Consider the following 12,088-nt stretch of genomic DNA (forward strand, 5'->3'; position numbering starts at 1 on the left):
GGGCCCATGTCTGATCTCCCACGCAAGGCAGTGACGCGTACCGCCAAGCTGGCCGCGCTGCCCCTGGGGTTCGCCGGGCGCTCCGCCTGGGGGCTGGGGAAGCGGATCGGCGGTCTCTCCGCGGACCTCGTCGGACATGACCTGCAGCAGCGCACCGCGGAGCAGCTGTTCAAAGTGCTCGGCGAGCTGAAGGGGGGCGCCATGAAATTCGGGCAGGCGCTCTCGGTCTTCGAGTCGGCGCTGCCCGAGGAGGTCGCCGGTCCGTACCGGGCGACCTTGACGAAGCTGCAGGAGGCCGCGCCTCCGATGCCGACCAGCACAGTGCACGAAGTGCTGTCCGAGCGCATGGGCGAGGGTTGGCGCGAGCTCTTCGAGGAGTTCGACGACAAGCCCTCCGCGGCGGCCTCGATCGGCCAGGTTCACCACGCCGTCTGGCACGACGGGCGCGAGGTCGCGGTGAAGGTGCAGTACCCGGGAGCCGGCGAAGCCCTGGTCTCCGACCTCGCTCAGCTCGGAAGGTTCGCCCGCCTGTTGGGTCCGCTCATTCCCGGTATGGACATCAAGCCGCTGCTCTCGGAACTGAGGAACCGCGTCACCGAGGAACTGGACTACGAGCTGGAGGCACAGTCTCAGCAGACCTACGCGGAGGAGTTCGCGCAGGACCCGGACGTCGTGATCCCGGACGTGGTGCATCAGTGCGATCAGGTGCTGGTGACCGAATGGATGGACGGGGTGCCGCTGGCCGAGGTCATATCGGAGGGCACCCAGGAGGAACGGGACCGGGCGGGGCAGCTGTTGGCACGGTTCCTCTTCTCCGGCACCGCTCGTACCGGTCTGCTGCACGCCGACCCCCACCCGGGCAACTTCCGGCTGCTGCCCGCGGAGGAGGCGGGTGAGGACCAGTGGAGGCTGGGGGTGATGGACTTCGGCACCGTGGACCGGCTTCCGGAAGGGCTGCCTTCCATGATCGGAACGGCGCTGCGCATGGTCATCGAAGGACAGGCCCAGGAGGTCTACGAGCTGCTCTGCGCGGAGGGCTTCGTCAAGGACTCGATCGAGCTGGACCCGGCCGCGGTGCTGGACTACCTGGTACCGGTCATCGAACCCGCCAAGGCGGCGGAGTTCCAATTCAGCCGTGACTGGATGCGCGATCAGGCGGCGCGGATCGCCGATCCTCGTTCACCGGCGCACCAGATGGGCAAGCAGCTCAACCTCCCCCCTGCCTATCTCCTCATACACCGGGTGACGCTGAGCACCATCGGCGTGCTGTGCCAGCTGGGGGCGTCGGTGCGGTTGCGTGAGGAGATGGAGGCGTGGGTGCCGGGCTTCGCCGACGGCGGCGGGGAGGAAGCCCTGTCCGTGGCGCAGACGCCCGCCTGACCTGCCGAGCGCGGCTCGGGGCCGGGCGACGTGGACCTCTTCCATGTGACCTGCCGCGGTCCGCGTCACCACCAGGAGGAGTCGAGGCGGCTCTCGATGGCACGGATGTTGGCGCGAGCACACGTCTCGCAGGTATGGAGGGACTCCCCGCCCTCGCGGGAGGAGACCCAGGTGGCTGGCGTCCCCTGGGCCACCGTTCCGCAACAGTCGCAGACCGTCTCTCCGGCGGGCTCCTCTTCCATCCGTCAGAAGATATCGCCGGGAACGGCGGAGAGCCGGAACGCACGGCCCCGGCTCTCCTGTCGGTTCACTGCATGACCGCCATGGCGATCGCCCGGCGAGCACGCAGGGAAGCGCGCTCGGCGCGACGCTGAAGGCGCCGGGCGGAGGTGATTCGCAGTGCCCTGCGTTCCGCCTCGGCCGCCTGCAGGCGGTCGTACATATGGGCTCGGGCCAGGGACTCTGGCATGAGTTGCATCTGTCGGGTCCTGTTCTGACGCGAGGAGTTCGCGTCTGTGCTGGAAGGGGTCGTGGTCTCGGCGTTGGGAGTCATCGCGGGGTCCTGCTTCGGAAGGTGACGCAGCTGGGGATCGCGCGTCGACGGGCGGTCGATCGTTCCGGCGGTGGTCATGCTGTGACCGGGTTCTTGCGGGGACGGCCACGCGGCCGCTTGCGGGGAACTACGACTCCCTGGACGAACAGCTCGCCGCCCCAGACGCCCCAGGGCTCCCGGCGGTGCTTGGCACCCGCGAGGCAGGCCTCACGCAGCGGGCAGGTCTGGCACAGCGTCTTCGCGTACTCCACGTCTGCGGGGGCTTCGGCGAAGAAGACCTCGGGGTCGTAGGAGCGGCAGGGCACGGTCACGCCGAGGCGCTCGATGGCGTCGTCGAGCTCGGTCAGCGTGAGCAGCGGGGCGGTCACGGGGTCCTCCGTGGTGGCATCAGGCGGCATCAGGTCGGTCGTGGGTGACGGGGTGTGCGTGTCGAGGTGCACTGCCGGTTCTTCCTCGTCTGTCGATGTCTGTTGTCTGTGTCGGCCCAGCTGGTGGCCGGGCGGGGCAAACAGAAGGGCCGCGGATCCCTGTGTGGGTTCCGCGGCCCTGGAAGGTGCCGACCTGATCTCGCCGATCAGGCTGGATCTCTCCAGGGTTCGAGCCCACGGAAGGCCCACATCGGGTTGTGCTGCGTCTTCTGGCGTCCCTCGCCGGCACCATCGGCTGCGGCCGCAAAGGCATAGGTCGTGCCCTGTGCCACTGCTGCCCGTACCTCAAGTGCCTTGGTCGGTCGCTCGCCGCCGAGCACGACGCCGGGCAGACCGGCGCCCTTGACCCGGGAGCCGAGCAGGCAGGAGGCGACGACCGGGCGGTCGGTCATTTTGGTGGTGGTAATGAACTTGATCACTGGGCTCGCCTCCTCTCGGCGACTCGGGGGAACGGCTGCGGCCGGTCCTCAAACGTGCAGGATTCAGTACAGCATGGATGGGGTGGAGCGAAAAGCCCCCTCCCTCTCCACGTCCGGAAGGCTATGGTGCCGCGGACAGCGGGCGCAAACTGTTTTTCCGCCGTCTCGGAAAAGCCCTTCACGGCGTCGTTCCGGGCGCTCCCCCGGGGTCGTTCGCGCGGTCCTCCGCCAGGTCCGCCGCACTGTCCTCAGCCGGGTCTGCCACGGGGTCGTCCGTCCGGTCGTCCAGGACGTCCTCCGCGGCCTCGGCGGATTTCAGCTCCTCGCCCGCGCACAGCGCGAGGACGTCCGCGCCGAACCGCTCCAGTTTGCGCCCCCCGACGCCGGAGATGCGGGAGAGCGCGCCCTCGTCTCCGGGCAGGTTCTCAGCGATCGCCATGAGGGTCTTGTCGGTGAAGACGCAGTAGGCAGGCTGGCCCAGCTGCCTGGCCTGCTCGGAACGCCACTCCCGCAGCCGCTCGTAGAGCTGCTCGTCGAGATCGGAGGGGCAGCCTTCGCAGCGCATCAGTTTCATCTCGCCCGGATCGGTCAGCGAACGCCCGCACACACGGCACTGGACCGGTCCTCGACGCTTTCGGGTACGGCTGCCGCCGCTGCCTCGTTCGATCCCGCCGCGGCCTGCCGCCGTACGGGCTCCCGCTGCCGGCGATCCCGGACGCAGACCGTTCAGGAAGCGGCTGGGCCGCCGACCGCCCCGACCGCCCGGCGAGCGTGAGAGCGCCCAGGAGAGCGTGAGATGCCGGCGGGCACGAGTGACGCCGACGTAGAGGAGCCGCCGCTCCTCCTCGACCTGAACGTCGGTCTTGGCGTGAGTGATGGGCATCATCCCCTCGGTGAGCCCGGTCAGGAACACCGCCTCCCACTCCAGGCCCTTCGCGGCGTGGAGCGAGGCGAGGGTGACGCCCTCGACCGTGGGCGCGTGCTGCGCGTTGGCCCGTTCGTCCAGCTCCGCCACGAAGTCGGTGAGCGTCGGCTCCGCCCCGCCGGCCGAGGACCGTCCCGCGGAGAGGGCTTCGGCCAGCCGCACCAGAGCCGTCAAAGACTCCCAGCGGTCACGCACGGCGCCCGACCCGGCCGGCGGGTCCGCCGTCCAGCCTTTGCCGCTCAGGACGGCGCGGACCTGGGAGGGGAGGTCGAGGGCACCGTCGAGAAGGGCGTCGTTGTCGCCGAAGCGGGCCGCGCTGCGCAGTGCCACACCCGCCTCCCGGACCTCCGGCCTTTCGAAGAAGCGTTCCGCGCCGCGGAGTTGGTAGGGGACACCGGCGTCGACCAGGGCCTGCTCATAGACCTCGGACTGCGCGTTGATGCGGTACAGCACGGCGATCTGGCTGGCGGGGAGACCGGAGTCGATCAGCTCACGGATGCGCCTTGCGGTGCCCTCGGCCTCGGTCGGCTCGTCGGGGTACTCGGTGTAGGCCGGCTCGGGGCCCGCCTCCCGCTGGGAGATCAGCTCCAGGCGGTGCTGAGCGGCACGGCCCGCCGCCTGGGAGAGCAGGCCGTTCGCGAGATGCACGACCTGCGGCGTCGAGCGGTAGTCCCGCACGAGTTTGACCACGGTCGCGCCCGGATGGCGGGCACGGAAGTCGAGCAGATGGTCGGGGGTGGCGCCGGTGAAGGAGTAGATCGTCTGACTGGCGTCGCCGACGACGCAGAGACTCTCCCGGTCCCCCACCCACAGCTCCAGGAGCCGCTGCTGGAGCGGGCTGACGTCCTGGTACTCGTCCACCACGAAGTGCTGGTACTGCCCGCGGACCGTCTCGGCGATGTCGGGGCGGTCCTGGAGGACGCCCACGGTGAGCAGCAGCACATCCTCGAAGTCGATCACTGAGCGCTCGCGCTTGAGCTGTTCGTAGAGCCCGAAGACCCGGGCGGTCTCCGCGGGGTCGCGCGGGGCCTCACGGCTCGACCTGGCGACGACGGCCGGATAGTCCTCCGGGACGGTCCGCGTCACCTTGGACCACTCGATCTCACCTGTGAGGTCCCGCAGTTCGCTGCGGTCCAGACGGAGGCGGCAGCGGGCCGCCGCCTCGGCGACGAGCTGCACCTTGCGCTCCAGCAGCCGCGGCAGCTCACCGCCGACAGCCTTCGGCCAGAAGAACTGCAGCTGCCTGAGCGCGGCCGAGTGGAACGTACGTGCCTGGACCCCGCTCGCCCCCAACTGCCGCAGCCGCCCCCGCATCTCCCCCGCCGCCCGGGCCGTGAAGGTGACCGCGAGCACACTGGCAGGCGGCAGGATGCCCGCACGCACGCCGTAGGCGATCCGGTGGGTGATGGCGCGGGTCTTGCCCGTGCCGGCCCCGGCCAGCACGCACACCGGGCCGTTCAGGGCCGTCGCCACCTCGCGCTGCTCGGGATCGAGCCCCTCCAGCACCGCGTCGGCGTCGCGCGGCGGAGCCGCGAAAGCGTCCTGATCGGGGCGGGGGAAGAGAGCGGAGTCCGTTGCTGCTGTCACCCCGCCATGCTGCCAGGTCTCCCACGGCGCCCGTGACGCCTGTCCACAGCCGAACGACGACAGTCGTACAGGCTCCTGGAGTCAGGGATCAGGGACTCCCGCAGTGCGGCAGTCCGGCAGTCCGGCAGTCCGGCAGTCCTGAAGGCTCGGACTCGTCGGCGCTTCCGGGAATGGTCCGGTTCGCTCGCACGTTCCCCCAGAGACCAACGGACACGAAGGAGCGCGAGTACCCATGGCGGGAAACGTGACGATGTACAGCACCACTTGGTGTGGCTACTGCCGTCGGCTGAAGGGCCAGATGGACCGCGCGGGAATCGCGTACACCGAGATCAACATCGAGCACGACCCGGAGTCGGCCGACTTCGTGGAAAAGGCCAACGGCGGCAACCAGACGGTGCCGACCGTGCTCTTCCCCGACGGCTCGACGCTGACCAACCCCTCGCTGGCCCAGGTCCAGCAGAAGGTCGGCGCCGACGCCTGACGGACACCGCCCGCCGGAGGCACCACCGCCCGGGGCCAACCGGCACGTTCCCGGTGCCGGTGGTGCTCCGGGCGGCCGGCGCGTCCCCCGGGCCGTGCCGTGCGGTGCGTCGTCCCCCGACGTTCCCCGCGCGTAGGTCGCGGTCGGGCGCCCTGTCACACCTTGCGGTCGGGCGCCTCGTCACACCTTGCGGTCGGGCGCGGGCAGCGGTTCCCCGTACCACAGCTCCACCAGACGCGCCGCGATGGAGATCCCGGAGGGCGGCAGCACCTCCCCGGACTTGATCGCGTTCCGGATGTCCTCTCGGGAGAACCAGCGGGCGTCCTCGATCTCGTGCCCGTCCACGCGGATCTCCGGTGACGTGGCCCTGGCCATGAAGCCCAGCATCAGACTGGCGGGAAACGGCCACGGCTGGCTGGCCACGTAGCCGACCTCGCCCACCGCCACCCCCGCCTCCTCGGCGACCTCCCGGATGACCGCCGCCTCCAGCGACTCCCCCGGCTCGACGAACCCCGCCAGCGTCGAGAAGCGTCCCTCGGGCCAGTGCACCTGACGGCCCAGCAGCGCGCGGTCCTGCTCGTCCCGTACCAGCATGATCACGGCGGGGTCGGTTCGCGGATAGTGCTCGGCGCCGCACGCCTGGCAGCGGCGCAGATGTCCGGCCTCGGCGATGACCGTACGTTCGCCGCAGCGCGAGCAGAAGCGGTGCGTGCGCTGCCAGTTCTCCAGTCCGATGGCGTGGGTCATCAGTTCGGCGTCACGCGCGGAGAGCAGGACGCCCGCCTCACGGAGTCCGGCGGGGCGCGCGATGTCGTCCATCCGCCCCGGCAGGGCGTCCTTCTGCAGCGCGAAGTAACGCACCCCTTCCTCGTCGACCCCGAGGAAGTAGCGGTGCGCTTCTGTGAAGGGCGCGTCGAAGGACGGCATCATCACCAGTTCGGTGTTGCCCTCGCTGTTGTCCTCGATCAGCGCCTGCCCGCCGGAGACCACGAAGACCCGTGTCGTCGGATGGGACCACGCTGCCGCCAGCCACGCCTCGTCCGTGCGGCAGTGCGCTGCGCGGTCGATGCCGCCCGTGGCGGTCAGGGAGATGGGGCGGCCGGTGTCGGCCGTACGGTCGGTCCAGATGGTCACTTCAGCTCCTGCTTCTCCTGCGACAGGTCTGCGGGGGCGCCGGGCGACGTCCGCCGAGGGGTCCGTAGGCCGTCGGAGGGGGCACCGCCCGCGTCGGCGGAGGCGTCGGCCTCCCGCTCGCGCTCCCACCGCCCGGCAAGGTCGCCCCACAGGTACGCGGTCGCCTCGGCGCCCTTCATCAGCAGATCCAGCTCGACCTTCTCGTTCGGCGAGTGCCAGCCGTCGGAGGGAACGGAGATGCCCAGGAAGAGCACCGGCACACCGAGCACGTCCTGCAGATCGGCGGCCGGGCCCGACCCGCCCTCGCGCGTGAAACGGACCCGCTGTCCGAACGCGCGCTCCATCGACCGTACGACCGACCGGAGCGCCGGATGACCGAGCGGGGTCAGGCAGGGACGGGTGGCGCCCCAGAAGGTGATCTCGTGCCGGATGCCGTCCGGCAGGGCCTTGGCCACCCACTCCCTCACCGACTGCTGGACCTTCTCCGTGTCCTGTCCGGCCACCAGCCGGAAGGAGAGCTTCAGCTGTGCGCGGGAGGGGATGACGGTCTTGCCGCCGGGCCCCTGGTAGCCGCCCCCGATGCCGTTCACCTCGGCCGTCGGGCGGGCCCAGACCCTCTCCAGCGTGGTGTAGCCGGCCTCGCCGAGCACGGCGTGCGAATGGGCCGTGCGCAGCCAGGCGTCCTCGTCGAAGGGCAGTTCGGCGAAGAGCTGCCGCTCCTCGTCGGTCAGTTCGACGACGCCGTCGTAGAAGCCGGGGAGTGCGACGCGGCGGTCCTCGTCGTGGAGGGTGGCGGCCAGCCGTGCGGCCTCGGTGGCGGGGTTCGGGACGGCACCGCCGAAGGAGCCGGAATGGACGTCCTGGTCCGGACCGTACAGGTCGATCTGGCAGTCGGTCAGTCCGCGCATCCCGGTGCACACGGTGGGCGTCTGCGCGGACCACATGCCGGTGTCGGAGACGATCGCGGCGTCACAGGCGAGACGGTCGGCGTTGGCACGGGCAAGAGCGGGGAAGTGCGGCGAGCCGGACTCCTCCTCGCCCTCGATCAGGAGCTTGAGGTTGACGGCCGGAGCGCTGCGGCCGGTGGCCGCGAGATGCGCGCGGACGCCCAGGGTGTGCAGGAAGACCTGCCCCTTGTCGTCGGCCGCGCCCCGCGCGTACAGACGGCCCTCGCGCTCCTCGGGCGCGAACGGATCCGAGTGCCAGCCGTCAGCGAGGACCGCGGGCTGGACGTCGTGATGGCCGTAGACCAGCACGGTCGGGGCGCCGGGGTCGCCGGACGGCCACTCCGCGAACACCGCGGGAGCACCCGGCGTCTCCCATGTCTCGACGACGGGGAAGCCCGTCGCGGTGAGCTTTCCCGCCAGCCATCCGGCGCTCCGCCGCACGTCCCCGGCGTGCTCCGGATCGGCGGACACCGACGGGATGCGCAGCCATTCCGCAAGATCTTCGAGGAAGTCGGCACGCCGGTCTTCGATGCAGGACCGGACGGCGTCGTCCGGAGCTGCCGCGCTGCTGCTCATGCCCGAGAGCCTATCCGGCATCCGGGTGACCACTCGCATCCGCTCCGGCGGCGCGGACCGCCCGGCGGCCGGGCCGTCTGAGGGTCCGGCTCAGGGTTCCGGGGCGTCACGCACCGGCGTCGGGAGAGCCGCCGACCGTACGGGGGACGCCGCCGGTACGTGGGGCGCCGACCGCGCGGGGGCCGGCGTCCATGCCGGGGCCGTCATCCGTACGGGCCTCCGTGTCCTTGCCGAGCAGCAGCCGTTCGAGTCCCTCGCGGTCCAGAAGCCCTTCCGGACGGACGAGTTCACCGCCCCGCACGTAGAGGAAGGCCGCGCCGACCGACGACGGCGGCACGCTCTGCCTCTCGGCCCAGGCGAGGCGGTACACGGAGAGCTGGAGCGGATCGGCGCCGCGGCCCCGGCCCGTCTTCCAGTCGACGATCTCGTACGTCACGCTGCCGTCGGCACCCACATCGCGGTAGACGGCGTCGATACGGCCGCGGATGATCCGCCCCGCCAGTTCGATCTGGAAGGGCTCCTCGACCCGGTACGGAGCGCGCTGCCCGTACGGCGAACGCCGGAACGCCTCCTTCAGCGCGGCGAGATCCCGCTCGTCGGCGATCTCGGCCCTTTCCTCACCGTCGCTCCCCGCGCCCGGCAACTCGTCCGGGCCGAGCATCGGAAGCGTCAATTCCTCGAACCGGGATTCCACCCACGCGTGGAAACGCGCACCGCGCCGCGCCGCTGCCGGCTCCGGCGGCCGGGGCATCGGACGGGCCAGTTCGCGAGCGAAGCCGCCCGGGTCCGCCGCCATCCGCATCAGCTGGGACGCGGACAGGGACGCGGGCAGCGGCACGTCCCGCACGGTCGCACGTGAGCGCCGCAGCTCCCCCTCCAGCGCTTCCAGGTCCCGGTCCCACGAAGCTGCAAGTCTCTCCTCCTCGGGGCTGAGCCCGGCACCCGGCGCCCGCAGGGGTTCCGGATGCTCGCCCGCCAGCCACGCGCCGACCGCGTCCGCCGCCGCACGCCGGCGGTCCGTCGCGTCGGCGTCCAGGGGCAGCGGCCAGGCGCGCTCTTCGGCGGCGGCCGCGAGCGAGGGGTTCTCGGCGTCCTCGTCCGGGGCGTCCGCCCAGATCTCGACCTCGCCGTGTGCGGGGTCCGCCTCGCAGTGAGCACGCAGGGCCTCCAGGAACGACGAGGGGCCACGCTGCCTCTTCTGGCTCGGACCCCACCAGTGGCCCGAGCCCAGCAGCAGAGAACGGGGCCGGGTGAAGGTGACGTAGCCGAGGCGGAGTTCCTCCGTGGCCTGGTGGTCACGCATCGCCGTGTCGTAGTCCCGGACGCCCTTCGCGTTCCACTCCGCCACGTCCGGCAGCGTGGCCGCGTCGCCGCGCAGGGCGTGCGGAACGACACGGGGGCGACCGAGCCACGACTCTCGTGGCTGCTCGCTGGGGAACTGCTTCGCCACCAGGCCGGGTACGGCCACCACGTCCCACTCGAGCCCCTTGGCCTTGTGCGCCGTGAGGACTTTCACGGTGTCCTCCCCGCCGGGCAGCGAACTGTCCAGCCCCTTCTCGTACTGCGCGGCCGTGCGCAGGAACCCGAGGAAGGCGGGCAGCGTCGCCTCACCGTCGAGGGCGGCGAAGCCCGCGGCGACGTCGAGGAAGTTGCTCAGCGTCTCGCGGCGGCGGGCGGCGAGGGCGTGCGGGGACGCGGAGAGTTCCACCTCCAGTCCCGTCACCGTCAGCACCCGGTGCAGCACGTCCATCAACGGGTCGGCCAGCGAACGCCGCAGATCGCGTATCTCCGCGGCGAGCCGGGCGAAGCGCACCCGCGCCGCGGCCGAGAAGGGCAGGCCGTCGTCTCGGCCGTCCGCCGCCAGGAACGTCTCCAGGGCGTCCGCGAGGGAGACGACCTCCGCCGGGTCGACGCCCTCGACCGCGGCGGCCAGGCGCCTTTCGGGATCACCGCCGGTGTCGTCCCCGTGCTGGACGAGCAGCCGTGCGCGCCGTCCCAGCAGTGCCAGGTCGCGGGGGCCGATGCGCCAGCGCGGCCCCGTCAGCAGCCGCACGAGCGGGGCGTTGGCCGTGGGGTCCTGGAGGACCTCGCACACGGCGACGAGGTCCGCCACCTCCGGCAGATGCAGCAGCCCGGAGAGGCCGACCACCTCCACGGGCACCTCGCGTTCGACGAGGGCGCGCTGGATCTCCGCGAAGTCGCCGGCGCCGCGGCACAGTACGGCCATCTCACCGGGCGGTGTACCCGTACGGACGAGATGGGCCAGGCGGTCGGCCAGCCACTCCAGCTCCGCCGCGTGAGTGGGCAGCAGCGCGCACCGCACCGTCCCCTCGCCCTCGGCGCCGGGGGCCGCACGCAGGGCCTCGACGCCCTCGTGACGCTCGCGAAGCGGTGCGGCGAGGGAGTTGGCGAGCTGGAGGAGCCTGCCGCCGCTGCGGCGGTTCTCGCTGAGGGAGAAGCGGGGGGCGGGGGTGCCGTCGGCGTGGGGGAAGTGGCGGGGGAAGTCGTCCAGGTTGGCCACCGACGCGCCCCGCCAGCCGTAGATCGCCTGACAGGGGTCGCCGACGGCGGTGACCGCGTGACCCGCGCCGCCGCCGAACAGCCCGGCGAGCAGCACCCGCTGGGCCACGGAGGTGTCCTGGTACTCGTCGAGCAGGACGACGCGGAACTGGTCGCGCAGAACGCGGCCCACCTCAGGCACGTCACGCGCCAGTGTCGCCGCGAGGGCGATCTGGTCACCGAAGTCCAGCAGATCGCGTTCACGCTTGCGCGCACGGTACTTCTCGACCAGACCCAGGAGTTCGGTGCGGCCGAGCGCCGCCTGGGGGACCTTGCGCAGGGCGGCGTTGCTCAGCCTTTCGGTCCTCAGCCGGTCGAGCAGCCGCGTGTCGTACGTGCGCAGCTCCGCCGGAGCGACCAGGTGCTCGGAGAGTTCGGCGTCGAGCGCGAGCAGGTCCTCGACGAGTGACGCGACGCTCTTGGTGAGCGCTTCGAAGGGGCCCGGAGCCGAACGCAGCACGCTCGCGGCGAGCTGGAAGCGGGTTGCGTCCGCGAGGAGCCTGGCGCCGGGCTCGATGCCCAGGCGCAGCCCGTGCTCGGTGAGCAGACGCCCCGCGAAGGCGTGATAGGTGGAGATCTGCGGTTCGCCCTGGGCGTGTTCGGGATCGGCCGGATCGGGGTCGGTGACCCCGGCCCGTACGAGCGCACGCCGCACCCGCTCCGAGAGTTCACCGGCGGCCTTGTTGGTGAAGGTCAGCCCGAGCACCTGCTCGGGCCGGACCTGGCCGGTGCCCGCGAGCCACACCACGCGGGCCGCCATGACGGTCGTCTTGCCGGAGCCGGCACCCGCCACGATCACCTGTGGAGCGGGAGGCGCCGTGATACAGGCGATCTGCTCCGGGGTGAAGGGGACGCCGAGGAGCTCCTTGAGCTGTTCGGTGTCGGTGAGTTGTGCGGGCACGCAGGAGACGCTAGCGGCCGGCACCGACAACTGCCGAAGCGGAGGGAGCCCGTTGGGGGGAGGCGGCCACGGGGAGGTGTCCGGCAGGGCGGGGGTGGAGGGCAGTTGCGGAAGCGCGGGCGGGGGCGGTCGGGGCCGCCGGGGGCCGGGACCGGCGGGGACCGGCCGGAAGCGGGGCGGTCGGGTCAGTCGGAGCCG

General features: G+C 71.7%; 10 protein-coding genes. 2 read left to right on the top strand and 8 right to left on the bottom strand.

From position 1 onward, the window contains the following. The first annotated feature begins 6 nt into the window (after positions 1 to 6). Positions 7 to 1,380 (top strand): ABC1 kinase family protein, encoded by a 1,374-nt coding sequence (locus tag H343_RS29740; protein WP_037903103.1) that lies wholly within the window; start codon positions 7 to 9, stop codon positions 1,378 to 1,380. A 65-nt stretch (positions 1,381 to 1,445) separates the two neighbouring features. Here the strand turns inward: H343_RS29740 and H343_RS35525 are convergent, their stop codons facing one another. The 5 genes from H343_RS35525 to H343_RS29745 all read right to left on the bottom strand — a co-directional run bounded on the left by H343_RS35525 (position 1,446) and on the right by H343_RS29745 (position 5,292). After that, positions 1,446 to 1,622, bottom strand: coding sequence for a hypothetical protein (locus tag H343_RS35525; protein WP_199778904.1), 177 nt, complete (start codon positions 1,620 to 1,622; stop codon positions 1,446 to 1,448). Positions 1,623 to 1,687: 65 nt separating this feature from the next. Then, positions 1,688 to 2,011 (bottom strand): hypothetical protein, encoded by a 324-nt coding sequence (locus H343_RS0109010; protein ID WP_028430859.1) that lies wholly within the window; start codon positions 2,009 to 2,011, stop codon positions 1,688 to 1,690. Next, positions 2,008 to 2,373, bottom strand: coding sequence for a WhiB family transcriptional regulator (locus tag H343_RS0109015; RefSeq protein WP_028430860.1), 366 nt, complete (start codon positions 2,371 to 2,373; stop codon positions 2,008 to 2,010). Before H343_RS0109015 ends, H343_RS0109010 begins: the two co-directional genes overlap by 4 nt. A 134-nt stretch (positions 2,374 to 2,507) precedes the next feature. Further along, entirely contained in the window at positions 2,508 to 2,780 is a 273-nt protein-coding gene (locus H343_RS0109020; RefSeq protein ID WP_028430861.1) for a hypothetical protein, read from the bottom strand. A gap of 178 nt (positions 2,781 to 2,958) precedes the next feature. Further along, entirely contained in the window at positions 2,959 to 5,292 is a 2,334-nt protein-coding gene (locus H343_RS29745; protein WP_199778905.1) for an ATP-dependent DNA helicase UvrD2, read from the bottom strand. Positions 5,293 to 5,524: 232 nt separating this feature from the next. On the opposite strand from H343_RS29745, the gene H343_RS0109030 reads away from it, so the two are divergent. After that, positions 5,525 to 5,773 (top strand): mycoredoxin, encoded by a 249-nt coding sequence (locus H343_RS0109030; RefSeq protein ID WP_028430862.1) that lies wholly within the window; start codon positions 5,525 to 5,527, stop codon positions 5,771 to 5,773. A gap of 180 nt (positions 5,774 to 5,953) precedes the next feature. Here H343_RS0109030 and nudC read toward each other — a convergent pair whose 3' ends face one another. From nudC to H343_RS29755, 3 genes are all read right to left on the bottom strand, one after another. Continuing rightward, positions 5,954 to 6,907, bottom strand: coding sequence for an NAD(+) diphosphatase (gene nudC / locus H343_RS0109035; RefSeq protein WP_028430863.1), 954 nt, complete (start codon positions 6,905 to 6,907; stop codon positions 5,954 to 5,956). Continuing rightward, on the bottom strand, positions 6,904 to 8,430 hold the full coding sequence (locus tag H343_RS29750) for a dipeptidase (protein WP_078505274.1): 1,527 nt from the start codon (positions 8,428 to 8,430) through the stop codon (positions 6,904 to 6,906). The genes nudC and H343_RS29750 overlap by 4 nt, the downstream gene beginning before the upstream one ends. A 106-nt stretch (positions 8,431 to 8,536) precedes the next feature. Beyond that, positions 8,537 to 11,890: an ATP-dependent DNA helicase gene (locus H343_RS29755; protein ID WP_078505275.1), complete on the bottom strand. Its 3,354-nt coding sequence runs from the start codon at positions 11,888 to 11,890 to the stop codon at positions 8,537 to 8,539. Between the last annotated feature and the right edge of the window lie 198 nt (positions 11,891 to 12,088).

The organism is Streptomyces sp. TAA204 (assembly GCF_000424965.1).

Bases quoted from the DNA above. Each gene is read 5' to 3' on its own strand.
- H343_RS29740 (WP_037903103.1), top strand. From the start codon at position 7: ATGTCTGATCTCCCACGCAAGGCAGTGACGCGTACCGCCAAGCTGGCC.
- H343_RS35525 (WP_199778904.1), bottom strand. From the start codon at position 1,622: ATGGAAGAGGAGCCCGCCGGAGAGACGGTCTGCGACTGTTGCGGAACG.
- H343_RS0109010 (WP_028430859.1), bottom strand. From the start codon at position 2,011: ATGACCACCGCCGGAACGATCGACCGCCCGTCGACGCGCGATCCCCAG.
- H343_RS0109030 (WP_028430862.1), top strand. From the start codon at position 5,525: ATGGCGGGAAACGTGACGATGTACAGCACCACTTGGTGTGGCTACTGC.
- H343_RS29750 (WP_078505274.1), bottom strand. From the start codon at position 8,430: ATGAGCAGCAGCGCGGCAGCTCCGGACGACGCCGTCCGGTCCTGCATC.